Source organism: Pseudomonas sp. BNK-7 (assembly GCF_048072025.1).
GTDB lineage: Bacteria > Pseudomonadota > Gammaproteobacteria > Pseudomonadales > Pseudomonadaceae > Aquipseudomonas > Aquipseudomonas danubii.
The window spans coordinates 5,358,448-5,384,949 of the sequence record NZ_CP182252.1 but is presented as its reverse complement, the minus strand read 5'-3'; the positions used below and the strand labels follow the sequence as shown (position 1 = coordinate 5,384,949).

Annotated in this window: 17 protein-coding genes and 1 pseudogene; 9 read left to right on the top strand and 9 right to left on the bottom strand. The window is 62.3% G+C overall.

Features of this window, described 5'->3' with window-relative positions; all coding sequences use genetic code 11:
* The first annotated feature begins 6 nt into the window (after nt 1–6).
* The 9 genes from ACMGF8_RS24215 to ACMGF8_RS24175 all read left to right on the top strand — a co-directional run bounded on the left by ACMGF8_RS24215 (nt 7) and on the right by ACMGF8_RS24175 (nt 12,379).
* Nucleotides 7–1,422 carry a Y-family DNA polymerase gene (locus ACMGF8_RS24215; protein ID WP_250330136.1) on the top strand — a complete coding sequence of 472 codons (1,416 nt, stop codon included), beginning with the start codon at nt 7–9 and terminating at the stop codon, nt 1,420–1,422.
* A complete protein-coding gene (locus ACMGF8_RS24210; protein ID WP_416757452.1) occupies nt 1,419–4,523 on the top strand; it encodes an error-prone DNA polymerase in 3,105 nt (1,034 codons plus the stop codon). The genes ACMGF8_RS24215 and ACMGF8_RS24210 overlap by 4 nt, the downstream gene beginning before the upstream one ends.
* A gap of 853 nt (nt 4,524–5,376) precedes the next feature.
* Nucleotides 5,377–6,036 (top strand): CsgG/HfaB family protein, encoded by a 660-nt coding sequence (locus ACMGF8_RS24205; RefSeq protein ID WP_416760365.1) that lies wholly within the window; start codon nt 5,377–5,379, stop codon nt 6,034–6,036.
* 28 nt (nt 6,037–6,064) lie between these two features.
* A complete protein-coding gene (locus tag ACMGF8_RS24200) occupies nt 6,065–6,436 on the top strand; it encodes a DUF4810 domain-containing protein (RefSeq protein WP_102864845.1) in 372 nt (123 codons plus the stop codon).
* The gene (locus tag ACMGF8_RS24195) at nt 6,433–7,092 is read left to right on the top strand and encodes a DUF799 domain-containing protein (protein WP_102864846.1); all 660 of its coding nucleotides are present in this window, start codon (nt 6,433–6,435) and stop codon (nt 7,090–7,092) included. Before ACMGF8_RS24200 ends, ACMGF8_RS24195 begins: the two co-directional genes overlap by 4 nt.
* Nucleotides 7,093–7,329: 237 nt before the next feature.
* Nucleotides 7,330–9,048, top strand: coding sequence for an ATP-binding protein (locus ACMGF8_RS24190; RefSeq protein ID WP_416757450.1), 1,719 nt, complete (start codon nt 7,330–7,332; stop codon nt 9,046–9,048).
* A 5-nt stretch (nt 9,049–9,053) separates the two neighbouring features.
* Nucleotides 9,054–9,233 (top strand): hypothetical protein, encoded by a 180-nt coding sequence (locus ACMGF8_RS24185; protein ID WP_416757448.1) that lies wholly within the window; start codon nt 9,054–9,056, stop codon nt 9,231–9,233.
* A 110-nt stretch (nt 9,234–9,343) separates the two neighbouring features.
* Nucleotides 9,344–12,010 carry an ATP-binding cassette domain-containing protein gene (locus ACMGF8_RS24180; protein ID WP_115580407.1) on the top strand — a complete coding sequence of 889 codons (2,667 nt, stop codon included), beginning with the start codon at nt 9,344–9,346 and terminating at the stop codon, nt 12,008–12,010.
* A 135-nt stretch (nt 12,011–12,145) separates the two neighbouring features.
* Nucleotides 12,146–12,379 (top strand): DUF465 domain-containing protein, encoded by a 234-nt coding sequence (locus ACMGF8_RS24175; RefSeq protein WP_416757444.1) that lies wholly within the window; start codon nt 12,146–12,148, stop codon nt 12,377–12,379.
* Between the two features lie 18 nt (nt 12,380–12,397).
* On the opposite strand, the pseudogene ACMGF8_RS24170 reads toward ACMGF8_RS24175, so the two are convergent.
* From ACMGF8_RS24170 to ACMGF8_RS24130, 9 genes and pseudogenes are all read right to left on the bottom strand, one after another.
* Nucleotides 12,398–12,805: pseudogene (locus ACMGF8_RS24170) on the bottom strand (pilus assembly protein PilL); the annotation flags it as partial.
* Between the two features lie 122 nt (nt 12,806–12,927).
* Nucleotides 12,928–13,191 (bottom strand): PAAR domain-containing protein, encoded by a 264-nt coding sequence (locus tag ACMGF8_RS24165; protein WP_416757442.1) that lies wholly within the window; start codon nt 13,189–13,191, stop codon nt 12,928–12,930.
* A gap of 78 nt (nt 13,192–13,269) precedes the next feature.
* Nucleotides 13,270–13,692, bottom strand: coding sequence for a hypothetical protein (locus tag ACMGF8_RS24160; RefSeq protein WP_416757440.1), 423 nt, complete (start codon nt 13,690–13,692; stop codon nt 13,270–13,272).
* 3 nt (nt 13,693–13,695) lie between these two features.
* Entirely contained in the window at nt 13,696–18,357 is a 4,662-nt protein-coding gene (locus tag ACMGF8_RS24155) for an RHS repeat-associated core domain-containing protein (RefSeq protein WP_416757438.1), read from the bottom strand.
* A gap of 88 nt (nt 18,358–18,445) precedes the next feature.
* Entirely contained in the window at nt 18,446–18,889 is a 444-nt protein-coding gene (locus tag ACMGF8_RS24150) for a hypothetical protein (RefSeq protein WP_416757436.1), read from the bottom strand.
* Nucleotides 18,886–21,858 carry a type VI secretion system Vgr family protein gene (locus ACMGF8_RS24145; protein WP_102864853.1) on the bottom strand — a complete coding sequence of 991 codons (2,973 nt, stop codon included), beginning with the start codon at nt 21,856–21,858 and terminating at the stop codon, nt 18,886–18,888. Before ACMGF8_RS24145 ends, ACMGF8_RS24150 begins: the two co-directional genes overlap by 4 nt.
* Before the next feature lie 15 nt (nt 21,859–21,873).
* Nucleotides 21,874–23,634 (bottom strand): type VI secretion system baseplate subunit TssF, encoded by a 1,761-nt coding sequence (gene tssF / locus ACMGF8_RS24140; RefSeq protein ID WP_207166146.1) that lies wholly within the window; start codon nt 23,632–23,634, stop codon nt 21,874–21,876.
* A 450-nt stretch (nt 23,635–24,084) separates the two neighbouring features.
* Nucleotides 24,085–25,188 (bottom strand): SMP-30/gluconolactonase/LRE family protein, encoded by a 1,104-nt coding sequence (locus ACMGF8_RS24135; protein WP_207166145.1) that lies wholly within the window; start codon nt 25,186–25,188, stop codon nt 24,085–24,087.
* Between the two features lie 25 nt (nt 25,189–25,213).
* A complete protein-coding gene (locus ACMGF8_RS24130) occupies nt 25,214–26,389 on the bottom strand; it encodes an SRPBCC family protein (protein WP_102864856.1) in 1,176 nt (391 codons plus the stop codon).
* Nucleotides 26,390–26,502 lie beyond the last annotated feature (113 nt).

Sequence of the window (26,502 nt, the reverse complement as noted above, 5' to 3'; positions counted from 1 at the left end):
GTTGGCATGCGCTGGGTGTGCATTCTGTTCCCGCAATTGGCGCTGGACGCCGTGCTGCGTCAGCGCGCCGAACCCGAGGCGCCCCTGGCGCTGCTCAGTGGCACCCCGCAGCGCCGGGTGATCCAGGCGGTGAATGGCGCCGCCCGCGAGCTGGGCCTGCGCCCCGGGCAATCGCTGACCGCCGCCCAGGCCCTGACCAAGGCCTTTGCCAGCGCCGAATACGACCCGCAGCAGATCGAGCACTGGCAGCAGTTTCTTGCCGCCTGGGCCTACGGTTTCAGCTCCCAGGTCAGCGTGGCCTACCCCCGTACCCTGGTGCTGGAGATCGAGTCCAGCCTGGGCCTGTTCGGCCCCTGGCCGCAGTTGGAGGCGCGCCTGCGCCGGGAGTTGCAGGCCCTGGGCTTTCGTCATCGCATCGTCGCCGCGCCCAATCCGGCGGCGGCTCGGGTCCTGGCCAATGCCTATGACGGCTTGGCGGTGGCCGACGGCGAGGCCCTGGCCAGGGCCCTGGGAGCGATGCCCATCGAGCGCCTGGGCCTGGCCCCGGAGCAGGCCACGGCCCTGTCGCGCATGGGAGTGCGCAGCTTCCAGCAGTTGCGGGAGCTGCCCCGGTCTAGCTTGGCCCGGCGTTTTGACGGCAGCCTGCTCAAGCACCTGGATACCCTGCTCGGTGAGCGTCCGCTGGGGCTGGCGTTCTATCAGCCGCCGGACCGTTTCGACCTGCGCATCGAGCTGAATTTCGATGTGCTGTCCCATCAGGCGCTGCTGTTTCCCCTGCGCCGGCTGACTGCCGATCTGGCGGCCTTTCTCTGTGGCCGCGACAGCGGGGTGCAGCGTTTTGCCCTGCACCTGGAACATGCCGAAGGCGCCGACACCCTGATCCCGGTGGGCCTGCTCAGCGCCGAGCGCGATCCGGCGATGCTGTTTGAACTGGCCCGCGGGCGCCTGGAGCAGATCCAGGTGCCGGCGCCGGTGCGCAACCTGCGGCTGGTGGCCGAGGACTTGCCGCTGTTCGTGCCCCAGCACACTGAACTGTTCGATCCGCGTCCGCAGCAGAACCTGCCCTGGGAGCAGTTGCGCGAACGCCTGCGGGCACGCCTGGGGGATGACGCGGTGCAGGGCCTGGGGCATCGCGCTGATCATCGACCGGAGCGCAGTTGGCAGACTCAGACTGATCCGCGCCCCTGTCCGGCCAGCCCCGGATTGCGCCGTCCTGGCTGGCTGTTCACTGAACCCCAGGCCCTGAACGAAGGCAGCGTGCGGATTCTCATGGGCCCGGAGCGCATCGAGTCCGGCTGGTGGGACGGCGCCGACGTGCGCCGTGACTACTACCTGATCGAAACCTGCGCCGGCCAGCAGGGCTGGGCCTATCGTCAGGTCGGCGAGCCCGGGCCCTTGCTGCTGCAAGGCTGGTTCGCATGAGGGCTTACGCCGAGCTGCACTGCCTGTCCAACTTCAGTTTCCAGCGCGGAGCTTCCAGCGCTCAGGAACTGTTCCAGCGCGCCAAGGCCCTGGACTATCAGGCCCTGGCGATCACTGATGAATGCACCCTGGCGGGAATCGTCCGTGCCTGGCAGGCCTCACGCGATACTGGCCTCAAGCTGATCATCGGCAGCGAAATGCAGGTCGAGGACGGTCCGCGCCTGGTGCTGCTGGTGGAGGACCTGGCGGGTTACCAGGGCCTGTGCCGGTTGATCACCCGGGCCCGGCGCCGGGCGGAGAAGGGCAGTTATCGCCTGCTGCGCGAGGACTTCGCCGAACCCTTGCCGGGGCTGCTGGCCCTGTGGCTGACGGACGATGGCCCGGCGACGGACCACAGCCACTGGCTGCGCCAGATATTCCCCGAGCGCCTATGGCTGGCGCTGGAACTGCATTGCGGCCAGGACGATGCCCGGCACCTGCAACAGCGGCTGGCCCTGGCCCGGCAACTGGGGCTGCCGGCCGTGGCCTGTGGCGATGTGCACATGCACGTGCGCGGGCGCCGGGCCTTGCAGGACACCATGACCGCGATCCGCCATCACCTGCCGGTGGCCGAGGCCGGGCAGCGCCTGTTCGCCAACGGCGAGCGTCACCTGCGCCCCATCGAGGTGCTGCAAGGCCTGTACCCGCAGGCCTTGCTCGACGAATCGCTGGTCATCGCCGGACGCTGCGTTTTCGACCTCGGCCAGTTGCGCTACCAATACCCCCGGGAGCTGGTGCCCGACGGCCATGACGCCGGCTCCTGGCTGCGGGTGCTGACCCAGCGCGGCATTCTGCGGCGCTGGCCCGGTGGAGCCCGGGCCGAGGTGCTGCAGCAGATCGAGCATGAGCTGACGTTGATCAGCGACCTGGGCTACGAGAGCTACTTTCTTACCGTGCACGACATCGTCGATTTTGCCCGGCGCCAGCACATTCTCTGCCAGGGCCGGGGTTCGGCGGCCAACTCGGTGGTGTGTTTCGTCCTCGGCATCACCGAGATCGACCCGGACCGCTCGACCCTGTTGTTCGAGCGCTTCCTGTCCAGGGAACGCAACGAGCCGCCGGACATCGACGTCGACTTCGAACACGAGCGCCGCGAAGAGGTGCTGCAGTACGTGTTCCAGCGTTACGGCCGGCACCGCGCGGCGCTGACCGCGGTGGTCAGTACCTACCACAGCGCCGGGGCGGTGCGCGATGTGGCCAAGGCCCTGGGCTTGTCGCCGGATCAGGTCAACGCCCTGGCCGACTGCTGCGGCCACTGGAGCGATACGCCGCCCAGCGTCGAGCGTCTGCAGGAGGCCGGCTTCGACCCCGAGAGCCCGGTGCTGCGCCGGGTCCTGAGCCTGACCGGGCAGTTGATCGGCTTTCCCCGGCACCTGTCCCAGCACCCCGGCGGCTTCGTGATTTCCGAGCAGCCCCTGGACCATCTGGTGCCGGTGGAAAACGCGAGCATGGCCGAGCGCACGGTGATCCAGTGGGACAAGGACGACCTGGACATGGTCGGCCTGCTCAAGGTGGACATCCTCGCACTGGGCATGCTCAGCGCCATCCGCCGCTGTTTCGACCTGATCCACGGCTATCGCGGCCAGCGCTACAGCCTCACCAGCATTCCGGCCGAAGACCCGGCCACTTACCAGATGATCGGTCGCGCTGACACCATCGGTGTGTTCCAGATCGAGTCCCGGGCGCAGATGTCGATGCTGCCCCGGCTCAAGCCACAGAACTTCTATGACCTGGTGATCGAGGTGGCCATCGTCCGCCCCGGGCCGATCCAGGGCGGCATGGTCCATCCCTACCTGCGTCGGCGTAACCGTGAAGAGCCGGAGACGTATCCGTCGCCGAAGTTGGAAGCGGTGCTCAAGCGAACTCTGGGCGTGCCGCTGTTTCAGGAGCAGGTGATGCAGATCGCCATTGTCGCCGCCGACTACACCCCGGGCGAGGCCGACCAGTTGCGCCGTTCCATGGCCGCCTGGAAGCGCCACGGCGGCCTGGAGCCGCACCGCGAACGGCTGCGCCAGGGCATGCGCAAGAACGGTTACAGCGACGAGTTCGCGGCGCAGATCTTCGAGCAGATCAAGGGCTTTGGCAGCTATGGCTTTCCCGAATCCCATGCCGCCAGTTTTGCCTTGCTGACCTACGCCAGTTGCTGGCTCAAGTGCCACGAACCGGCGGCCTTTGCCTGCGCCCTGATCAACAGCTGGCCCATGGGCTTCTACAGTCCGGACCAGATCCTCCAGGACGCCCGGCGCCACGGTCTGCAGATCCTGCCGGTGGAGGTGAGCGCCAGTGACTGGGACTGCAGCCTGGAGCCGCTCCCTGCCCAACCCGGACGGGCTGAAAAGGGCCTGTCCGGGCAGCCGGCCGTGCGCCTGGGGCTGCGCATGATCAAGGGCTTTCGCCAGGAGGACGGCCAACGCATCGAGAGCGCACGCCGGCAGCGGGGCTTTGTCGATATTGCCGACCTGGCCGAGCGCGCCCGGCTGGACGTCCGCGCCCAGGAGCTGCTGGCGGATGCCGGAGCCCTGCGGGCGCTGGCCGGGGATCGCTACCGGGCACGCTGGGAAGTGGCCGGGGTGGAGAAGCAACTGGGGCTGTTTGCCGAGCTGCCACGCCAGGAGGAAGCCCCGGTGAGCCTGCCCCGGCCCAGCGTCGGCGAAGACTTACAGGCCGATTACCACAGCCTCGGCACCACCCTGGGGCCCCATCCTCTGGCGCTGCTGCGTGCGCAGCTCAAGGCCCGGCGCTGCCGCAGTTCCCGGGAACTGCTGGAGGTGGAGCACGGGCGTTCGGTGAGCGTGGCCGGGCTGGTCACCGGGCGCCAGCGCCCGGGCACCGCCAGCGGGGTGACCTTCGTCACCCTGGAAGACGAGTTCGGCAACGTCAACGTGGTGGTCTGGCGCGACCTGGCCGAACGCCAGCGTCGGGTACTGGTGGGTTCGCAGTTGCTCAAGGTCGACGGCACCCTGGAAACCGAGGGCGAAGTGCGCCACCTGATTGCCGGACGCCTGACGGATCTGAGCCCGTTGCTGGCTGGCATCAGCGTGCGCAGTCGGGATTTTTGCTGACTGCCGCCGAGCCTCTGGCGGTCTCAAGATTTTGCGTCTCCTGCGTCGGAATGCCGCCCAAGCCGTTCGCAGCCTGCGGCAGCGGCTACAAAGCCTGGCTCGGCACTGGCCTGTAGCCGCTGCCGAGCCCTGGCGAGGCTGCGCAAAGGCCCGCAGGGCCTTGCTTGGCGATCTGCCGCCGAGCCTCTAGCGGTCTCAGGACTTTGCGTCTCCTACGTCGGAATGCCGCCCAAGCCGTTCGCAGCCTGCGGCAGCGGCTACAAAAGCCTGGCTCGGCACTGGCCTGTAGCCGCTGCCGAGCCCTGGCGAGGCTGCGCAAAGGCCCGCAGGGCCTTGCTTGGCGATCTCCTGCCGAGCCTCTAGCGGTCTCAGGACTTTTGCGTCTCCTGCGGAGCCGTTCGCAGCCTGCGGCAGCGGCTACAAAAGTCAGGCTCGGCACTGGCCTGTAGCCGCTGCCGAGCCCTGGCGAGGCTGCGCAAAGGCCCGCAGGGCCTTGCTTGGCGATCTCCTGCCGAGCCTCTAGCGGTCTCAGGACTTTTGCGTCTCCTGCGTCGGAATGCCGCCCAAGCCGTTCGCAGCCTGCGGCAGCGGCGACACAGCTCCCGGCCCCGAGGTTTTGCGAGCGGACACAGGTGGACGCTGATGATTTTTTATTCCTTTTCGGTATGGTGGCGCTTTGGCATAATCGCCGCCGATGATGCCCCCTGCATCAAGTTTCAGAACGTCCCGCCGATGCTTTTCCAGCCCCCACAGACTGGGGCCAGAGGCTTACGGCAGGGCGAAAGTGCATCGAGACGGTGCACCCAAATGGATACTCAAAAAGGAACCTAGAGTGAGAGTGATCTCGAAGTTGATGTTGTCCGGCGCAGCACTGGCGGTGCTGACGGGCATGAGCGGTTGTGCCACTGAAAGCTCCCGCGCCTTGCCGGTGGAGAAGGTCCAGAGCGCCAGCCAGGTGTGGACCGGGGCCCGGGTGGCGATGGCGGTGGGCAAGTTCGATAACCGTTCCAGCTACATGCGCGGGATTTTCTCCGACGGCGTCGACCGCCTCGGCGGCCAGGCCAAGACCATCCTCATCACCCACCTGCAGCAGACCAACCGTTTTAACGTGCTGGACCGCGACAACATGGGCGAGATCCAGCAGGAAGCCGCGATCAAGGGCCAGGCGCAGAAACTCAAGGGCGCGGATTTCGTGGTCACCGGCGACGTCACCGAGTTCGGCCGCAAGGAAACCGGCGACCACCAGCTGTTCGGCATTCTCGGTCGCGGCAAGACCCAGGTGGCCTACGCCAAGGTGGCGTTGAACATCGTCAATATCAGCACTTCCGAAGTGGTGTATTCGACCCAGGGCGCCGGCGAGTACGCCCTGTCCAACCGTGAAGTGATCGGCTTCGGCGGCACCGCTTCCTACGACTCGACCCTCAACGGCAAGGTGCTGGACCTGGCCATGCGCGAGGCGGTCAACCGCATGGTCGAAGCCATCGATGCCGGGGCCTGGAAACCCGGCCGCTGATCAATACTGCTGACAGGGAGACGTAAGCATGTTCAAGACCTTCACCGCGCGGCCACTGCTGGCCGGCGCCTTGCTGGGCAGCGTTTTGCTGGCCGGCTGCAGCGGGCCGAAGACGCTGTACCAGTGGGAAACCTACCAGGCCCAGACCTACGAATACTTCAAGGGCGAGGAAGCCCGCGAGGCCCAGGTCGAGGCGCTGGAGCGCGACCTGCAGAAGATCAAGTCCACCGGCAAGGCGGTGCCGCCGGGTTACCACGCCCACCTGGGCATGCTCTACGCGGGCCTGGGCAAGGATGACCAGATGGTGCAGCAGTTCAATACCGAGAAGGCGCTGTTCCCCGAGTCCGCCTCGTACATGGACTTTCTGTTGAAGAACGCCAAGCAGGGAGCCGCAAAATGAACTTCACCACCTTGCGCAATCTCCTGGGCCTGTTGAGCGTCAGCCTGCTGGTGGGCTGCGCCGCGCCCAAGACCGTGGACTATTCGGCCTACAAGCAGGCCCGGCCGAAGTCGATCCTGGTGCTGCCGCCACTCAATGAGTCGCCGGACGTCAAGGCCACCTACAGCATGCTGTCCCAGGTGACCTTTCCCCTGGCCGAAGCCGGTTACTACGTGATGCCGATTGCCGTGGTGGATGAAACCTTCCGCCACAACGGCCTGACCAACCCGGCGGACATCCATGGCCTGTCGCCGGCCAAGCTCAACCAGATCTTCGGTGCCGACGCCGGGCTGTACATCACGGTCAAGGAATATGGCACCAGCTACATGTTGATCAGCAGCGAGACCGTGGTCACCGCCAGCGCCACCCTGGTAGACCTCAAGACCGGCACCACCCTGTGGACCGGCAGCGCTCGCGCCTCCAGCGAGGAAGGCAACAGCGGCAACAGCGGCGGCCTGGTGGGCATGCTGATCACTGCCGCGGTGAAGCAGATCATCAACACCTCCACCGACGCCGGGCACCCGATCGCCGGCATCACCAGCCAGCGCCTGCTGTCGGCCGGGCAACGCACCGGTCTGCTGTACGGTCCGCGCTCGCCGAAATACGGCACCGACTGAGGCCTTGCGGGCGGGCAATCCGCCCTTTGCCAGGGGGGCGCTTAGCGGCGTCCTCCTGGACTGGCCGGGATCGCCTATTCTGTGTGTTCAGTGCTGTTGAACCGGGCGTGTCCAGGTTTTCCGGTCCAGGGCTGAAAACCGTGAAACCATCCGCCCGGGCCGTGCTCAAAGGCTCTGGAGGCTGTGCGCAACCTCTTGAAAACCCATGCTGTATCACGTTTTTCGTAGAGTCCGTTCATGCCGTTCTTATCAGATCATCACGGGTGCCAGGGGTGGAAAGGCGAGATGGCCGAACGCATCCGTGCCTTCGACTGGTCCGTCACCAGCCTGGGTTCATTGCAGCACTGGAGCCATAGCCTGCGCAGCACGGTGCAACTGATGCTCGGCTCGCCGGTGCCGATGGTGATGCTCTGGGGGCCGCTGGGCTACATGATCTACAACGATGCCTACGCGGTGTTCGCTGGCGGGCGCCACCCTTATCTGCTGGGCTGCGCGGTGGAGCTGGGCTGGCCGGAAGTGGCCGAGTTCAATCGCGGCGTGATGAACACCTGCCTCAGTGGCGGCACCTTGTCCTATCGCAACAAGGAACTGGTGCTGCTGCGCAACGGCGAACCGGAAAACGTCTGGCTGGACCTCTACGACAGCCCGGTGGCCGGTGATGACCAGGCACCCGCCGGGGTCATTGCGATCGTCGTGGAAACCACCGCCCATGTGATTTCCGAACAGCGCCGGCAGGCCGCCGAGGATGATCTGCGGCAAATGACCCGCAACCTCGAGCAGCGGGTGCTGGAAGAGGTCAATGCACGGCTGAGCGCCGAGGAGCAGTTGCGTCAGGCACAGAAGCTTGAAGCCATTGGCGGCCTCACCGGTGGCGTGGCCCATGACTTCAATAACCTGCTGCAAGTGATTTCCGGCAACCTGCACCTGCTGGCCCGCCATGAGCCGGACAACGCCAATGTGCAGCGCCGTACCGGGGCTGCACTGGCGGCGGTGGAGCGCGGGGCCAAGCTGTCGACCCAACTGTTGGCCTTTGCCCGACGCCAGCCGTTGTCGCCGGCGATCTACAACCCGCACCATCTGTACGAGGGGCTGGGTGAACTGCTGCAGCGTGCCCTGGGTGAAACCATTGCTATCAAGGTGCAACTGCCCGACCAGCCCTGGTGCATTCATGTGGACCGCAATCAGTTGGAAAACGCCGTGCTCAACCTGGCAATCAATGCCCGGGACGCCATGGGCGGCGAGGGCACCATCAGCATCAGCGCGGAGAATCTGCTGCTGGACCGCAGCTTCTGTACCGGCAAGGACATCATCCCCGGCGAGTACCTGCGCCTGACCGTGGCCGACAGCGGCAGCGGCATGTCCCCTGAAGTGCTCAAGCAGGCTTTCGAGCCGTTTTTCACCACCAAGTCCGACGGCCATGGCACCGGCCTGGGCCTGAGCATGGTGTTCGGGTTCGTCAAGCAGAGCGGCGGCCATATCGACATCCTCAGCCTTCCCGGGCAGGGCACCCGGGTGCAGATGTATTTCGCCCGCAGTGCCGCTCAGGAGGCCCAGCGTGCGCCGGCCTGCCCGGCGCGTGGGCCAGGAGGGCAGGCGTGCATCCTGGTGGTGGAGGACAACGCCGATGTGCGCAGTGCAGCGGTGGAAATGCTCAAGCACGAGGGCTATCAGGTGCGTGCCGCGACCAATGGCGATGCCGCCATGCAATTGCTGATGGCAGGGCTCAAGGTCGACCTGATCTTCACCGATGTGGTGATGCCCGGTCTGATCAAGAGCACCGATCTGGCCACCTGGGCCAGGACCCAGGCACCGCCGATTGCGGTGCTGTTCACCTCGGGGCACACCCGGGACATGATTTCGCGCAATCATCAGCTCAGCCCGGACACTCATCTGTTGAGCAAGCCTTACGGCCCCGAGGACCTGAGCGCCATGGTGCGCTCCTTGCTGGGGGCCTGAGTCCTTTGCGCACCGCCGCTTCAGGGCTTGCCCCGGCACCGCCGATTGCGGTGCTGTTCACCTCGGGGCACACCCGGGACATGATTTCGCGCAATCATCAGCTCAGCCCGGACACTCATCTGTTGAGCAAGCCTTACGGCCCCGAGGACCTGAGCGCCATGGTGCGCTCCTTGCTGGGGGCCTGAGTCCTTTGCGCACCGCCGCTTCAGGGCTTGCCCCGGCACCTGCAGGTTGTGTGATGATCGCCGCTCGCGCCGTTTGCGACACTTCCCGAATTTCGACTCCAGGCAGGTCCATGACTTCTTCGCGCAACGCCCCCCATGATCCTCTGACGAGCACGCTGCCCACCCACAGTTCCGGTTTTGTCCGGGTGCGTGGCGCCCGCGAACACAACCTGAAGAATGTCGACGTGGACATTCCCCGGGATGCCCTGGTGGTGTTCAGTGGGGTGTCCGGCTCGGGCAAGTCGTCCCTGGCCTTCTCGACCCTGTACGCCGAGGCCCAGCGCCGCTATTTCGAATCGGTGGCGCCCTATGCCCGACGGCTGATCGATCAGGTGGGGGTGCCGGATGTGGACCGGATCGACGGCCTGCCGCCGGCGGTGGCCCTGCAACAGCAGCGCGGTACGCCGAGCACGCGTTCTTCGGTGGGCAGCGTGACCACCTTGTCCAGCCTGGTGCGCATGCTCTATTCCCGGGCCGGCAGTTACCCGCCGGGGCAGGCGATGCTGTATGCCGAGGACTTCTCGCCGAACACACCCCAGGGTGCCTGCCCCGAGTGTCACGGCCTGGGCCGGGTGTATGAGGTCAACGAAGCGACCATGGTCCCGGACCCTTCGCTGACCATCCGCCAGCGCGCCGTGGCTTCCTGGCCCCTGGCCTGGCAGGGGCAGAACCTGCGGGACATCCTGGTGACCCTGGGCTACGACGTGGACATTCCCTGGCGCGAACTGCCGAAAAAGCAGCGCGACTGGATTCTCTTCACCGAGGAAACCCCCACGGTGCCGGTGTACGCCGGGCTGACGCCGGAGCAGACCCGTGAAGCCCTCAAGCGTCAACAGGAGCCCAGCTACATGGGCACCTTCAGTGGTGCTCGGCGCTACGTGTTGCACACCTTCACCCACACCATGAGCGCGCTGATGAAAAAGCGCGTGTCGCAATTCATGCGCGGCAGCCCGTGCCCGCTGTGCGCAGGCAAGCGCCTCAAGCGCGAGGCGCTGTCGGTGACCTTTGCCGGGCTGGATATTGGCGAACTGTCGCGCCTGCCGTTGCTGCAACTGGCCGAGGTGCTCAGGCCCGTGGCGGCGGCCGACTACCTGGAGCAGGCGGCGGCCGGTGATGAGGTGCTGAGCCAGGCGCAGACCCGGGCTGCGCGTCAGCAGCGCCATGCCCAGGGTGCCCCGGAGCACCGTGGCGCGCCGGATGTGCGGCATACCCCCAACCTGTCCCTGGAGAAGCGCCTGGCCGCGCAACGCATCGCCCAGGATCTGCTGGAACGGGTCAGCACCCTGACCGACCTGGGGCTGGGTTACCTGGCCCTGGAGCGCAGCACCCCGACCCTGTCGTCCGGCGAGTTGCAGCGCCTGCGCCTGGCCACGCAATTGGGGTCGCAGTTGTTCGGGGTGATCTATGTACTGGATGAGCCTTCGGCGGGCCTGCACCCGGCGGACGCGCAGGCCCTGTTCGAGGCCTTGCAACGACTCAAGGCCGCGGGCAACTCAGTGTTTGTGGTGGAGCACGATGTGCAGACCATGCGCCGCGCCGACTGGCTGGTGGACGTTGGCCCGGCGGCGGGGGAGCGCGGCGGCCAGGTGCTGTATAGCGGGCCGCCAGCGGGGTTGGTCGCCATCGAAGCCTCCCAGACCCGGGCCTATCTGTTTGCCGAACAGGCCCCGACCCGGCGTACTCCGCGCCAGCCCCGGGGCTGGCTGCGCCTGGAGGGCATCACCCGCAATAACCTCAAGGACCTGGACGCGGCGTTTCCCCTGGGCTGTTTCACCGCCGTGACCGGGGTTTCCGGTTCCGGTAAATCCAGCCTGGTGAGTCAGGCCCTGCTGGAACTGGTGGGGGCCCACCTGGGTAAGGTGGCCGGCGGCGAGGAGGCGCCGCAGCTGGACCTGGAAGACGACGAGCCGCAGAGCAGCGGCGGCCGGGTCAGTGCCGGCCTGGAGCAGATCAAGCGCCTGGTGCAGGTGGACCAGAAACCCATCGGCCGTACCCCGCGCTCCAATCTGGCGACCTACACCGGGTTGTTCGATCAGGTGCGCAAGTTGTTTGCCGCCACCCCCGCCGCCCGGGAGCGCGGCTTTGACGCCGGGCAGTTTTCCTTCAACGTGGCCAAGGGCCGTTGCTCGGCCTGCGAGGGCGAAGGCTTTGTCAGCGTCGAGTTGCTGTTCATGCCCAGCGTCTTCGCCCCGTGCCCGACTTGCCAGGGGGCCCGTTACCACCCCGAGACTCTGGCCGTGACCTGGCAGGGCCTGAACATCGCCCAGGTACTGCAACTGAGTGTCGAACAGGCCTTGCCGGTGTTCGCGCAACAGCCCGGCATCCGTCGCGCTTTGCAAGTGCTGCGCGACATCGGCCTGGACTACCTGCGCCTGGGCCAGCCGGCCACCGAGCTCTCCGGCGGCGAGGCCCAGCGCATCAAGCTGGCCACCGAGCTGCAACGCAATGCCCGGGGCGCCACCCTGTACGTGCTGGACGAACCCACCACCGGCCTGCACCCACGGGATGTGGACCGTCTGCTGGAACAGTTGGACAAACTGGTGGAGGCGGGCCACAGCGTGGTGGTGGTCGAGCATGACATGCGCCTGGTGGCCCAGGCCGACTGGGTCATGGACATCGGCCCGGGCGCGGGCGACCAGGGCGGCACTCTGGTGGCCTGCGGCACGCCGGCGCATGTGGCCACGCAGCGCAACAGCCGTACCGCGGCGTTCCTGGCCCAGGCCCTGGCCGGAAATTGATCCAGAACAGGTGCCCGTGACGAACGGTGACCGCTGGTCTGATTGGCGGTCGACAGACCCGGGGCGCCGAGCCCATTCTGATCACTGGCAGGGGCGTAATGAAGCCCTTGTTGCCATCAACCACGGAGGTGTTCCATGCCGGTGATCCACGACCTTTACCAGGACCTGAGCTGCAGCAAAGAGGACATTCAACAGCGTCGGGCCAGTGACCCCCACCTGAATGCGCTGTTCGACAAGTACACCAGCATCGACAACCAGGTGCTCAAGGCCGAAGCAGCCGCCGCCGCGGACGACGAACTGAGGAAACTCAAGGAAAAGCGCCTGCTGATCAAGGACGAAATCTCCGAGAAACTCACCGCCCGTTCCTGAGTCCCCCCTGTGACAAGGGCCTGACAACGTCAGCAATCCTTCGCGCAATGACAGCGGCCCTAATCGATAGTGAGCCGCTGGCAGGGGCAAGGTAGCCAGTGGACTTGTACCTCTCAGGTCGCAGAGCTGATAGCCGGATCGCAACAAAATATGCTGCAGCGCATCATCTACGGCGGCATCCAATCTGGGAGGGATAGTGACTTCCACCACTTGCTGCAGTAGGTCGCGCTGGTGATGCTCTGGAACCAGCTTGACGAGGGTGTAACGTCCGTAACGGACCACGGGCACGTTACTCTGGATCGCTTCCTTGATTGTTTTGAATGGAACAATGTCGGCTGAAGATGATGGGAACTGAAGTGCCACGCATCCGGACAGCAAGCACAAGCGGGGTAATGGGATGAGTGAGCGAAAGGCGAAGGTGCACATGCGGCAAATCCCTGGGGTCGGTGATGTGCCACCATCGCTCTCTATGTGTTAGTCATCAGTAAACAATGGGTATTTCTGATGATCCGGATTATTGCCATGGGACTGGAGGGGGCGTACGAGCACTAGCTGATTACGGAACCCTTGGGGCCACTCGCAATTAAGCTGGCGCCACAAGCGGTTTTCATACCGTCCAGAGCTACAGGTGTACCGTCCACGCTGTAGGTACTGCTGCCTTCTGCTATGGGGAATACGCCCTTGCATAATGGGCAGCTCACCATGTGACCAACGCCCGCTATGGGCTTCCCATTGAGGTTGGTTTGGGAGAAGGCTCCAAGTACCGTTCCACCGTGGGTGGTGGAGTCGCCTAAGCGGATAATATTTTTCATAGCCATATTTTTCCTCTGTCAGTCATTTTATATCAGCGGCGGTTACATTCGGTTTATTGCGGCCGCTGTTTGTTATTTTTAGTTAATTGCTGACTTTAAGGCACGTAGGGAGTTGTAGAAATCTTCGTAAGCAGGGTCGGTTTCTGAAAGGTTATTTCCAGCGCTTAAGAATTTTTCTATTCCAGAATCAAGGGCCTTAAGGAAAATATTGAAATCATATTTTCCAAAGCATTTTTTTTTGCGTGAGATTATTATTTTGTCTTTCTCTAGCTTGAAGTCTACTGAGAACGATGAGTCTACAGCTACAAATTTAAGCGATCTTCCTTTCTTGAGTTTTAATAAGCTGTAGATCAGTAGACTAAGTGTTAGGTAGATCATCATTGATAGTTTGCTATTTTCCATTGAAGATATTTCGTCTTTCTCAAAAGCCAGCTCTATGTCCCCTAAGTCGAAGCCTGAAACTTCTCCAGAATCTCGTCTATAAATATTGAATTCAAGCATGATTTACTCGCTCCTAACAGGGAATACTGTAATGGTTCGATTGTTGTCTTGGGAGTCAAATACTCCACGTACTCTGTCTGGTTGACCATTCACCTTCATACGTTTTTCAAAGATCTGAATTCGTTGGTTTGGATCGGTGAGTCGTACTCCTTTTTTCACAAGGCATTCACATGCTTTCTGAACTTGATCTTGTGTTGTTCCAGATGGGAACAAGTCGCCGGCCCCATTTGCATGAGTTCCACTTATATGACGCTCGTCAATATGCTGCCAACCTTCTCTATGGTTGCCAGGTTCAATTCGAGGTTTACTTGTTTTTCGACCAGCTAAACCAAATGGGTCGATCCAAGTCAGCGGATTATTAGCATATTGGAACAGGTTCAACCCACCCGCATACCCAATCGGGTCCTTACTAACAAACCGCCCCACCTCCGGATCATAGTACCTATACCGGTTGTAATGCAGCCCAGTCTCTGGATCGTGATACTGCCCCTGGAACCTGAGCGGGTTGGCAATCCCTTGCTGCAAAGCGTTGCTTGATCGCTCTTCTTTGATCCCACCCCAAGCCTTGTACTGTGCACTCCAGACCACTTCACCCGTCTGATCAGTCAGCTCTTGCGGTGTTCCCAGGTGGTCGCACTGATACCAGGCCAGTGCATCGATCTCCATGGGTTTTGGCGCATCGGCCCAAAGCGGGTCGTTTTCCTGTTGGTAAAACGCTCCGTATTCGGGCTCCGGGATCAGCGGAATAAATCGCTTGTGCACTGCCTGGGCCACTGGCACAAAACTGCCCGGTTCATAGAGGTAGTGGGTGGTGCGTGCACCTTCTCCGGCCTTGTCCGGTGCCCGGCTTTCCCAGGCGAGGGTATCGCCATCCCAACCGTACAGCGTCACGCCGCAATCGAACTGACGATTGCGTTTCAGGCGCTCAAGCCGGTTCAGTTCGGAACCATCCTCCGGCCGGTCCTGGTAGTGAGCCTCGGTCTGTTTGTACAACCGTCGGCCCAGAGCGTCGTAGGCATAGTTGGCTTGTAGACGGTCGTCGCGGTAGCTCACCAGGCGGTCGAACAGGTCCCAGGTGAAGTGGCTGCGCTGGCCGTCACGCAGGCGTTGGGCGAGGTTGCCACGATCGTCGTACTGGTAGTGGGTGCCGGCGTACTCGCGCAGCAGGTTGTCCAGCAAGCGGCTGCGGGGCAGGCCGCGTTGTGGAAGATCCGCTGTTTTGGGGTCGAGGAGGTTGCTGGCGGGGTCGAAGGCAAAGGTCTCTTGCCCAAGGCGCGAGGTTGCGCTGAGCAGGCGACCCACTGGGTCGTATTGGTAGCTCAGCGTGCCGCGGCGGCTGTCGTCGATTTGCAGCAGTTGGCCGATAGCGTCGTATTGGTAACCACGCTTGATCAATGTGCTCTTGCCGTCGCCGCTGCCCAGCCATTGTTCCTGGAGACGTCCGAGCGGGTCCCACTTTTGCGTCTGGAGCAGTTGGTTGCCCTGGTGTCGGGCGACTTCGCGGTGCAGGTCGTCGCGTTCGTAGGCCAGTAGTTCATGCGCGTCCAGGCGCATGCCGAGCAGGTGCCCGCTGCCATAGGTCAACCAACTGACCTTGTGGCCATCAGGGCGGACGGTGGCGATGCGCTGGTTGAGGGCGTCGTACTGGTGCTGCCAGACCGCGACCTGAGGTTGTTTCAGGCAGCTGTAGTGTTGATGCTCGCGTGTCAGGTTGCCGGCGGCATCGTGGAAGAACTGCAACTTGCTGTCGTTGTTGCTGGCCAGCAGCAGGTTGCCATTGCCATCGTAGGCATAGCGTTCAAGCTGCTCCTTGGCTTTCGAAGAGTCGGCGCCGTCAACGCTGAGGCTGGCCCGGCGTTCGGTCAGTCGGCCCATGGGGTCGAACTCGAGGCTGATGACGCGCTGGCCATCGATGGTCCGGGCGAGTCGGCCTGTTTCAGGGGCGTATTCATAGCGGGTGTTGTGCCCGTCGAAACCTGCTTCTTTAAGCAGGCGACCGACCGGGTCATAAACGAAAGTGGCGTATTGCTCGTTTTCGTTTTGCAGGCGCTGCAGTCGCCCGAGCCGGTCCCATTGATAACGCAGGGTTTGTCCGGCGGCATCGATGCGTTCGGTCAGCAGTCCCGCTTCGCTGTAGGACCAGGAAGTGGCTTGACCCAGGGCGTCGATATGACCGAGTAGCCGGCCCTCGGCATCGCGCTCAAAGCGTTCCTCGGTCTTGTCGGGATGAACAATGACGGCCAACTGGCCGGCGTCATAGTGGTAGCTGGTTTTTTGACCCAGGGCGTCGGTGAAACAGATCAGTTGACCTCGGGCATCGTATTCCCAGGCACTGGCTTTGCCGGAGCAGTCGACATAGTCGGTGAGCTGCCCGCTGTCGTTGTACTTCAGCTTTTTTTCATTGCCATTGGCATCGGTAATGGCAGTGGGCAGGCCCATCTGGTTGTACTTGTATTCGGTCTTGTTGCCGAGGGGATCGACGGCCTCGGTGAGGTTGCCGCGCAAGTCGTAGTCACGGCTCCATTGACCCCCTTCGGCGTCGCTGATCTTGATCAGTTGGTCCTGGGCATCCCAGGCGTAGTGCACGGTGTTGCCATCTGCTTGCGTATGCTCAAGCAGGTTGACCCCTCGCTCGTCATAGGCATAGCGATCCTCGCTACCGTCGGTGTGAACGTGACGAACGACGTTCTTGGCATCGTCGCGGAAGAACCATTCCGAGAGACCGTCCGGGTGTAGAACACGATAGGGGTAGCCGAGGCTGTCGTAGTAGTGCCAGGTTTCGTGGCCATTGGCGTCTGTGACGTAGGTCAGACGGATATTGCGGTCCCACTCCAGGCGCGTTTCGAAACTGCCATCGTCGGCCCATTCATGGATGGCGCGAGCATTGGGGCCTTCGCCTTGCCAGCGCAAGTTCATTCCGCGGCCGCTACGGTCCGTGTAGCGGGTAATGAGGTGGTGCTGGTACTGGTAGGTCCAGGTCGCGGCGTTCTCGTCCTGGGCGAGGATCAGGTCCCCGGCGGCATCGTATTGATAAAGACTCAGGCGACGCTGGGGTTCTTTTTCACCCATCAGCCACAAGCCAGTAATACGCCCGTCTTCATCCACCAGTGTGCCGAGGTGGGTATGAACCTGACCGGGCTCGTCCTGATAGGTCATCAAGTCGGACAGCACAGCCTTTTTGCCCATGCGGTGTTCATAGCCCAGCAGCATGCCGGCACCGCCACGCAGTTCGATTTGCACGAGCAAAAAACGCTCGCCATCGCGGCGATAGGTTTCCCGCCGGTCGAAGCCGCGACATAGGGCAATTTGCACATCGCTGACGCGAATCAGCGTAAGGTTTTCCACTCGATCATCGTGGGCCTCACCCACCTTGGGCAGTGGGTAGTCGAAACTGCGCCCATCGGCCGCGTGGTAGCGCAAACCATCACCAATCAGGTCCAGGCGTGTGGTGAAGGGGGTGATCCAGCGTGCGCCCAGTTCATCGTCATCGTACGCGCTCAGGCTGGAGCGGTACGTCCGGGTCCAGTCGATGGGGAAGGGGCCGGGCAAGGTGAAATCGGTATGGGAAATGATCTCGCTGCCCATGGCAAAACTGATGCTGCCGCAGGTGCCGGTGCAGGTACCGGCCTTTTGAGGGGATGGGTCCTGGGTGGCCGGCCCTTGCCGGGATTGCCCTTCCAACTGGTTGCCACTGCGCTGATCCCGAGCCTCGCTGCTTCCCTTGGGCTTGATGTTGGTGCTGTGTCCATGGGCGCCGCGGCTACGCCAGGCAGTCACGGATGCGGAGAGAATCTTCAGCAGGTTGCCGATGCTATTGACTGTCTCGGGGTCACCCAGGCTGGCCACCTGCTCGCGCAATTCAGGAGCGAACTCCCGCAGTGCCCTGGTTTTGCTCAGTGCCAGTTGTCGTTGTTTTTCGTCGAGCAGGTTTTTCGCGGCGGTGTTTGCTGCGGCTTTGCCGACGGCCTTGTAAGCGCTCCAGACTGCGCCGAAGAAGTTGCTGATACTGGTCTTGGGATCATGTAACAACTGGTCGCCAGCCTCGCGCATTTGCTGCGCTGCAGCCTCGGCATCTCCTTTGGCATCAAGTTTTCCCTGAACCAGAGCTTCGAGTCCGCTGGCAATTTCGACAACGGTATTTTGCCCGAGCTCGCCGGCATCACTGAGGATGCCGCTGATCTTGCCCTCGGCTTGCTGCACGAAGTCGTCGATTTCACCGACGATGGTCGCGTTGAGGTGAGCCAGGATCACGCCAATCAATGCATCGCCAACCAGGCTCTTGCCGGTGGCCTTGAGTTCCTGACGCACCAGAAACAGGCTGGGACGCAGGCTCATGCGAGCCGCCGCCATGGTCGGTGGCGTGGGGAGCACGCCGATCAGGTTGATCCCCAGGCTGACCCAGTCGAGCATCTCGCGCTTGCTGGCCCGGCTGAGGGTGACGATGTCCCCCAATGCATCGACCAGCGCAATGATGTTGCCCACCACAGGCAGTGCACCGGCAACGCTGCGGATGCGCTCCAGGGTGACAGTGTCATTGCTCATGGCGCGTAGCCAGGCGTCGAATTGGGCGGCGCCTTGGCCCACGTCGGCGGCGTCAATGGTGTTCAACGGCGCGACGGCAATCTGCGGTTCGCGAGGGGCTTGTTCTTGATCGGTGCTGTCCATGCTGCTTACTCAAGGGATGAGAAGGGCTTGGCCGCATCCATCTGGCGATGGCGGCCTTGCTGAGTTGCAAAAAGGAGAGGGGGCAGGATTAGGGCGGTGCTGGCTGACGCTGTTGCACACCTTTGCTCCAGAGCAAAGTGCCAACCTTGAGCGCTTCGCAGAGGATCAGAAGGCTGATGCCGAACACCGGATTGCTCGTAGCCGCTAGCGGCACAATCCAGGGGATGAAGGGCAATGACGGTATGACGAAAATCAGTCGAAATGGCACTTGGACATAGGCCAGTGCACGAGCAAAACGACTGCCACTGAGAAACAGCCAGGCCGAGACGATTATCGAAACCATCGTCAGAAGTCCAAGGCTGAACATTGGCAGGGCCAGTGGGCCGGGTTCGCTCAACTGTACTTGTTGAAATGCCAGAACATCGTTGTAGATCGGGATTCGGCCCTTGGCTAGGTTGACCCAGACATGGTGAGCGACGTAAAGCAGGTCCATGCATCCCCAGAAGACGAAAGTTGCTGTTCGCTTGCTCACGGTTTCTCCTTGGGCTCGAACACTTGGTCGGCGGTCACCGGTTGCCAGTGCCACGAGCGGCCTTCGACACGCAATGGATCGTCACCTTCAAGGTAACGTTGCTTGATCTTCCGGGTTTCGCCATAGGTATGAGTGGCCGAGTTGTCGGTGGCCCACTTGTTTGCATCCCCAGGAAGTGGTTGCCACTCCTGGATTTTGTCCCGTGTGGTGTTCATGTAGTCCTTGCCATCGGAGCCGAATAAACGACCTTCATCACCCATTGAGGTGAGTCGGTTGATCAGCATGACGCCGAGGTTCTGGGTGCCATGATAGTCATTGTCGATGGTGACCCATTGTCCCGGCCCTTCTTTGGGGGCTGCTTGCAGGGCCTGTGCTATCAGTGTCTTGGTCTGTTCCGAAGCCGCGTTCGGCGGTGTGTGTGGCCAGTCCTGGGTGCCGATGAAGCTCCCTTCGGACCATGTGTCTGCGGGGTCCATGCCGAATGTGACGCGTGCAGGTCCCGGCGCGGCGCCCGCTACCAGCGCGTGCCCACTGGCGTCCAGCTTCCCTTTGAAAATTTTTCCCAATGCATCTTCGACCTGAAAGCTACCGCCCTGAACCGCTCTTCTGTTGGCCGTGTAGTTGTTGAACAGCTCAAGCTCGCCCTTGCCGGGTTTGGGGGGGGCAGGGAAACGCGCAGCCCGACTTTTAGGGCCGCTATAGCTGAAGTCGGCGGCATGGGCTTTGTACTGGCCAGTGGTCTGGTGGGTGATGCCTCCTGCGTTGTAAACGGTGGCACTGCCGCCGCCGTTGATGACCAGCTCGGTCTTGGCGGTGATGGTGATGCGGTCGGCGGTTTGAGTGATATCGAGCTTGGCCAGCAGGTTGATGCTGTCCTTGAGTGCGCGAATGTCGATGTTTCCTGCCGCGGCGACCAGTCGCCAGCCCATGTTCTGCACAAACAAGCGCATGCCCCGACTGGCGCTGGCCAGCAGCCGGTTGCCGATGGACAGGCTGGTGTGTTCGGTGCTGCTCAGTGCCAGGTGCTTGCCACTGGCAATGTGCGTGGAGCCTGGGGTGGATGAAGCGATTCCCGCCGGGCTGGCGAGCACCAGGTGAGGGTCCTCGAACTCAGGGTAGTCGTTGGCTTCAGCTCGTCCTGGAGCATCCCTGAGGATGCCTTTGTTTTGCGCTTTGAGGGCTTTGGCGACGGTGTCCTGATCCCCTGATTCCTGGGCTTGTACCTCGCGGGCCATGATGCCGAAACCGTCCTGCTGGTTCTCTGCCACGTCCAGACGCAGGGCGGTTTCCTTGAGGTCCTTGTGGTGCTGCGAAGCATGATGCCGAGGCTCGGTGGTCAGCAGCAGGCCGGCTGCGGCACGTACCGCGCCGTGTCTGTCGGTGCGCAGCTCAAAGCCTTCGCCCCGGGGTTTGCCGCCACTGGGGCGCGGATGGGTCAGGTAGCCCAGGTTCAAGGCGCTGGCCGCGTGATCGCTCATCAGCGCCGCGCTGATCTCGCCGGTGGTGTCGTCGATCCGCAGTTCGTTGGCCCGAGCCCCTTTGTGCTCATGGCTCTTGATGGTGGTCAGGGTTTTGAAGTGGGGCAATTTGTAGGGCGTGGGGTGAGTCGCCGGGTAGGCGCGCCCGGTAATGATGGGTTGGTCCGGGTCACCGTTGAGGTGGCTGACGATGACCTCATGGCCAATCCGGGGGATCGCCATATGCCCCCAGTTTTGCCCCGCCCAGTTCTGGGATACGCGAACCCAGCAGGAACTGTGGTCGTCGTGCTTGCCTTCGCGGTCCCACGGATATTGAATTTTGACCCTGCTGAATTCATCACAGAAAATTTCCTCTCCGGCCGGGCCTACCACTGTGGCAATCAGCGGGCCATCGATTCTGGGCTTGGGAGGGGAGGCGGGTCGCCACTCGATATGGTCAGGGATGAGCTCCGCTACATAGCTGTAGTGAGTGCTCTGCTGGGCGTCGGCGCTTTCTTCCTGCTGGCTGGTGTACTGCTTGCCGCTATGGACCATGCTCACGGTGCGCCAGCCACGGTTCATGTCTGCGCGTGGGTGTCCGCTCAGGTCAAAGGCCAGGCCCGGCAGCAAACGAGGATCGTCGCCTTCGACCCTTGCGGTTCTGGCATCACGGCGCAGAGCCAAAAGCCGGGTGTTGGTAAACGGCTTGCCGATTTGGTCGGTTTTGTAACGCCCGGGATAGTCGTAGCGTTCATACTCGTCCTGGTGCTCCAGCTCGCTGGCCTCACGCTCTTGGTGCTGCTCGTAGCGGGGCTGCTTGAAGGTGTAATCACGCTGCACCTGGCGCGAGGTGCGGACTTTTTCCTGGTATTCGAAGCGCCGTAGCGCGGGCTCCTGCTGGGCGCCTCCTGGCTGGTGGTTGTACAACACAGCACCGCCGGTGATGGCTCCATGTACGTAAAGGCGGTCGCCATGGATCAGCCGGTGGCCTTGGGGCGAGTGACTGAAGGCATAGAAAAACCCCTCTTCTGCGGCCAACCGATCAAGAAACGTCAGGTCGGTTTCATCAGCCTGGACACAGTACTCGCGGGGCACGTGGTGCGATTGGGTGACGACTTTGTCGTAGTCGGTAATGCCGTGGGTCTTGAGTATGAACTGTATGATTTCCGGCACTGACTTGTGCTGGAAAACCCGCCAATCCGAGCACAGGGCCGTTCGTGCCAACTGGGGTTCGACGGCTGCACGGTAGCGGGTGCGTCGAAAGCCCGTGGTGCCCTGGCTGAATTCGCTCACCAGTCCGTGAACGTAGCGTATCGGTTGTGTCCCCTGCCAGATGGTCAGCAGCGCTGTCTGATCCAGAACCTTGGCAAAGTCGATGGCCGGATTGCTGCTGGCCAGCTCAAGGTCCAGGCGATACAGGTCGCAAAGCCCTTCTTCCAACCTGAACTCGACGACATCAAGCTCCATGCCGTTGATGTCGAAGGTAAAGCGCAGATCGATTTGATGTGACACGAGATTCCTCCCTGGCTAGAGCGTCGGCTGTTTGCCGGTGCGCATTGGCCATTCGTAAGCTTCCTTGCTACGGCTATTGATGACTTTCAATAGGTGAAAGGAGTGTTTGCTGGCGTACATGGCGAAGAAGTGGCTGAGCACCGTGGCGAACAGAAAAAGGTCGCCGTCCCCGGCAAAGCCTGCCGGGTCCATGTGCAACACAGTCTTGTAGCCCCGCACAGGGTTTCCGCGAATCAACCGGTCGATGGTCTGGGTGTTGACGGGGCCAATGCTGTGCAGCCGTCCTTTGAGCTGACGGGCGTGCTCAATGTTGTGCCCAGAGCAAAGGTCGTAGGCTTCGAGGACTTCGCGCATCGGAGCACTGTCGGCCAGTGACTGCTGATTGAGGGCGAAATTGGAGATCAGTTGCCACTGCTGCTGACCATCGAGCACTGGCCTGTAGGTGGGAGTGGGCGCAGTGATGTTGCTGAAGTTTGCGATCACCGGCGTTTCGCTGGTGGGCAAACAGATGTCGCCAATACCCAGTGCCGCTGGCAGGTTGTTGTTGGTGCAAGTCAGTGTCAGCGAGGCAATTTCAGTCTCGGCGTGGTAAGGACGACCGTCGCCATGAACGAAAGCCACGTAGTGCAGTGCCTGCTGGGAGACCAGATCGGATTCGATACGTTCCTGGTAGTAAAGATCGACCTTGTCACGCTTTTCATCGCGGGAAATATCGTGAAAAGCCTGGAACAGGTAGACCGGCATATCGTCTTCGGCGTCGTGTTCGCGCTGCATCCCCTGGGCTTGATCAATACTGAAAATTTCACATGCATCCACCGGCAGATCCGCTGGTTGGACGAGTTGCTCCCGATCCAATTCGCCTAATGCCAAGGGGATAGCATCGTGCTGGAATAAGTTGATGGCAGGTACGCAGTACAGGGCCAGGTCATCAATGTTCAGATGCAGATCAGCCGGCATCGGTCGATTGAAACGAAACTCAAAGCGAACTTGCTCGGTCTGTTCGGCAGGCCATAGGTTTTTCAGGTTGATCAACCGAAAACAGAGGAAGCGTTCGGGAAAGGTGAAGTAGTCCTGGATGATGCGATAGCCGTCGAGGCTTGCGTCTGGTGCGGGTAACAGGGCGTCGTCAGGAGCAAAGCCGGGAAACTCGACATGCTGTGCTGTGACGCTGGTGGCCCTGCCGTTGAATTCCACGCGAATCTCGCTCAGATACCTGGCCAGCCACAAATACACCTGCAGTGCCGTGGCCTTGTCCCCCGTGAACTGGAACTCCAGTTGATCGCAGTTGAAATCGCCCAGGCTCAGCTTGCCGTTTGGTCCCAGGTCAATATGCAAGAGTGAGTGATCGTGTGAGTGAGTCTCCCTGACCTGATCAATGCGCAGTGGATACAGAATCAAGTCCTTGCAGGTACGAAATTCGCACTGAACGTCACGGATCGGTCGGGACATCAGACGTGTCCCTTTGGGAATGATGTGTTGTTGGTCGAGTGCCCCCTCGACTGGGTTAAAGCGGATCAGGGCTGTGCTGGGGAACGGGCGCAGATATTGAGGCCATATCCGCTGAAGCAGCGGGTGGGTCAGCTCCGGGAGAGGGGCATCAAGGGTCAGGTGCAGGCGTGCAGCGAGAAAGGAGAAGCCCTCAATCAGGCGCTCGACATCTTTGTCGACGCCTCTGGTGCTGAGGAAGGGAGCAAGCGCCGGATTCCTGGCGACCAACGTCCGGCCGAATCGACGCAGGCTGTCCATTTCCTTGAGGAATGAATCCTTTAGCGGCACTGACTGCCCCTCCTTGGGACCTATACCTAGATACGTCTATCGATCTGAATGTGTTGTGGACCCAGAATCAAAAAGCCGCGTAATTGAAGATAGGCTGTACTTAACCCACGGTTGGTCGATATAGGAGAAGTCCGAAACTTACCTAGGTGGGTTCTGGTTTGATTGCTACGCGGGAGGGTGAAACTGCACTCGTCTGAAAGTCACCCTATAAGGCCTCTGGCCCTGTGATAGGGAACAGGCTTCACCTCCTACAAAACAGCGCGCTTATTCAGGTCTCTACTGGCAACGCGTTTCGTGCAATTTCATGGATTTGGAAAGTGAGCAGCGGCTGTTCGCTGTAGCAAGGAGGCTTGTTGTGGCAAGGGAGCTTGCTCCCGCTGGGCGGCATAGCCGCCCTGACGTCCGCCGCGCTGTCCCCATTGCAGGCTACAGCGCATCGCTTTCATCCCCTCAAGGCGCCAGCGCCTCCTTCAATGGCAGCCGCGCCATGTGGCTGGCACTCAAGGAGCCCAGGTACAAGTCATCTCCATACTCGCGCACCGTGGTGATCGGCGAGTAGTTGCCGCTGCTGCCGTCCTGCAGGTTGGCAATCACCCGGCCCTGGGTATCCAGACCCAGGACAAAGCCGCGCTTTTCCACCGGCTTGGGCAGCACGGTCATGGCCCGTACCAGCATCTTGCGCACCAGGGGATAGGCCGCGGTGCCATCGAGCAGGGCATTGCGCGGCGCATACAGGGCCACCCAGAAGCGCTCCCGGCCATTGAAACTGAGGTTGTCCGGCAGCCCCGGCAGGTTGTCGATGAACAGGTCGTGGCTGCCGGCCTTGTCGCCCTTGAGCCAGTAACGACTGATGCGGTAGGCCCCGGTTTCATTGACCAGGACAAACGCCTCGTCCGGTCCCAGGGCAATGCCGTTGGCAAATTCCAGGCCTTCCAGCAGCACCTCGGTGGTGCCGCTCTGGAAGTCGTAGCGCAACAGGCGGCCGTCGCCGCCATGCTCGATCACCGCCTCGCCGTCGTGGCCATAGCCCCAGCGGCTGCTGGCGTCGCTGAAGTAGGCATAGCGCCCGGCGGCGTCCACCGCCACGTCGTCGGTGAAACCGAAGTTCAGGCCATTGGCTTCGGTGCTCAGGGTCTGCAATTGGCCTTGCGGGTCCAGGCTCAGCAGGCCCTTGATGGCATCAGCGATGATCAGGCGTCCATCCGGATGCCGGGCCAGGCCCAGGGGCCGGCCGCCGGTGTTGACCAGCACCTTGAGGGCGCTGCCGTCGAGGCTGGTTTGGATCACCCGACCGTCATGCAGGCCGGTGATCAGTTGGTCCTTCTCCAGAAGCAGGGCCTCGGGCCCGTCGATGTCCCGAGCGCCCACGGGTTGCACCGCCTTGAGCTTGTGGTTCTCGGCATAGGTGCCCTGGCTCAGTGAGGGGGCGGGGGCCGGGGTCCAGGCCACCGGCTGGACCCGGGTCGGTGCCAGTAGCAGGAACGCCAGGATCGCGACCACCAGCAGCAGGAGGATGCGGGCGGGGGAGAAGCGTCGGGGGGCAATCTGATTCATGCAAGGACTCCTGTCAGGGTCGGCTTCAGGATGGGCTGCTGGCCGGGGCGGTGGTTGTCAGCGGGATGGCCTGTTGGGCCGTCTCGCACAATGCCAGCAATGACGCGGCGGATTCTCGCTCTATCCGCCGTTTGAATAACAGCTGATTGCCCAGGCGCATCAGCAGGTTGTCGAAGCGGTATTCCAGGGTCCGCACAAAGCGCGTGCGTTCGCCCGTCAGCGCTTGGCACTCATAGGTCACTTGCAGCTCCAGGCCATGATCGCCCCGGGCGGTGGCACGCCAGCGGTGCCCCGGCAGGTACTCCCGGACCTGCCAGCTCAGGTGGCCGCTGCGTCCGCCGGCATGGATGTCTTCCTCGAAAACCTGCCCGGCGAACAGGGGGCCATCGTCACCCAACACGTTGAGAGAGGATGGATGCCATTGTGGCCAGCAGCGTGGGCTGGCGGCGTAGGCCAGGGTGGCGGCGGCGCTGCGCGGGATCTCGATCTGATGCTGCATGCGGGTCATGGGCGTGGACTCGTCAGGAAAGGGAGCGGGGGCCGGTACTTCTTCCGGTTGCCAGTGCAAGGTGCCGAACAGCCAGTCCATCAGCGGCAGGACGATATTGAAATTGCGCGTCTGCATCAGCTCGCGGCGGTGATGCAGCTCATGCAGACGGCGCATTTGCCGCACCCAGGGCAGGCGCGCCAGGGGATGACTGGCGGGCAAGTGCTCACAGGCATGGAAAACTTCATAGGCCAGGTAGCCGACCAAGGTGCAACTGGCGAACAGCGCCGCGATGTTGCCGTTCCACAGGCGCAGCAGCGCCCACAGCGGCAGGGCGAACAGCAGGCTGTGGACCACGATCAGCCAGGCCGGAAACAGGATCACCCGCCAGTCTTTGCGCTCTTCATAGGTCATCAGTCCCGGGGTGAAGAAACTGTGGTGGTCGCCGGTATGCCGGGCATAGAACAGCCGGGCGAAAGGCTGCTTGTGATGCCCCAGCCAGCGATGCACCACGTAGATGCACAGGTTGAAGAACAGCAGCGACACCGGCACCGCCAGCCATTCCGTGGGCTGTACCCGCTCCAGGGTGCTGCACAGCACCGCAATGCACAGCGCGCCGTAGGCAAGCACGAAGCCGCCATGCAGCCAGGGGTTGTAGCGCGGACTGACCGCGGCTCGATACTGCTCGCGAAAGTGTTGGGTGGTGGTTCGCACAGCGCTGTTTCCCGTTGTTGTTCTTGTGGGCAGCAGCGTAGCCGTCGCCCCTTTATCCGGCCAATGGACAGTGGGATTGAGCGGTATTCATCAAGCTGAACCGGCGGTGAAAA

What these genes read in the sequence shown, in the direction of transcription:
- ACMGF8_RS24210 (WP_416757452.1), top strand. Translation starts at nt 1,419, where the DNA reads ATGAGGGCTTACGCCGAGCTGCACTGCCTGTCCAACTTCAGTTTCCAG.
- ACMGF8_RS24205 (WP_416760365.1), top strand. Translation starts at nt 5,377, where the DNA reads ATGTTGTCCGGCGCAGCACTGGCGGTGCTGACGGGCATGAGCGGTTGT.
- ACMGF8_RS24175 (WP_416757444.1), top strand. Translation starts at nt 12,146, where the DNA reads ATGCCGGTGATCCACGACCTTTACCAGGACCTGAGCTGCAGCAAAGAG.
- ACMGF8_RS24195 (WP_102864846.1), top strand. Translation starts at nt 6,433, where the DNA reads ATGAACTTCACCACCTTGCGCAATCTCCTGGGCCTGTTGAGCGTCAGC.
- ACMGF8_RS24180 (WP_115580407.1), top strand. Translation starts at nt 9,344, where the DNA reads ATGACTTCTTCGCGCAACGCCCCCCATGATCCTCTGACGAGCACGCTG.
- ACMGF8_RS24190 (WP_416757450.1), top strand. Translation starts at nt 7,330, where the DNA reads ATGCCGTTCTTATCAGATCATCACGGGTGCCAGGGGTGGAAAGGCGAG.
- ACMGF8_RS24200 (WP_102864845.1), top strand. Translation starts at nt 6,065, where the DNA reads ATGTTCAAGACCTTCACCGCGCGGCCACTGCTGGCCGGCGCCTTGCTG.
- ACMGF8_RS24165 (WP_416757442.1), bottom strand. Translation starts at nt 13,191, where the DNA reads ATGAAAAATATTATCCGCTTAGGCGACTCCACCACCCACGGTGGAACG.
- ACMGF8_RS24215 (WP_250330136.1), top strand. Translation starts at nt 7, where the DNA reads ATGCGCTGGGTGTGCATTCTGTTCCCGCAATTGGCGCTGGACGCCGTG.
- ACMGF8_RS24160 (WP_416757440.1), bottom strand. Translation starts at nt 13,692, where the DNA reads ATGCTTGAATTCAATATTTATAGACGAGATTCTGGAGAAGTTTCAGGC.
- ACMGF8_RS24135 (WP_207166145.1), bottom strand. Translation starts at nt 25,188, where the DNA reads ATGAATCAGATTGCCCCCCGACGCTTCTCCCCCGCCCGCATCCTCCTG.
- ACMGF8_RS24155 (WP_416757438.1), bottom strand. Translation starts at nt 18,357, where the DNA reads ATGGACAGCACCGATCAAGAACAAGCCCCTCGCGAACCGCAGATTGCC.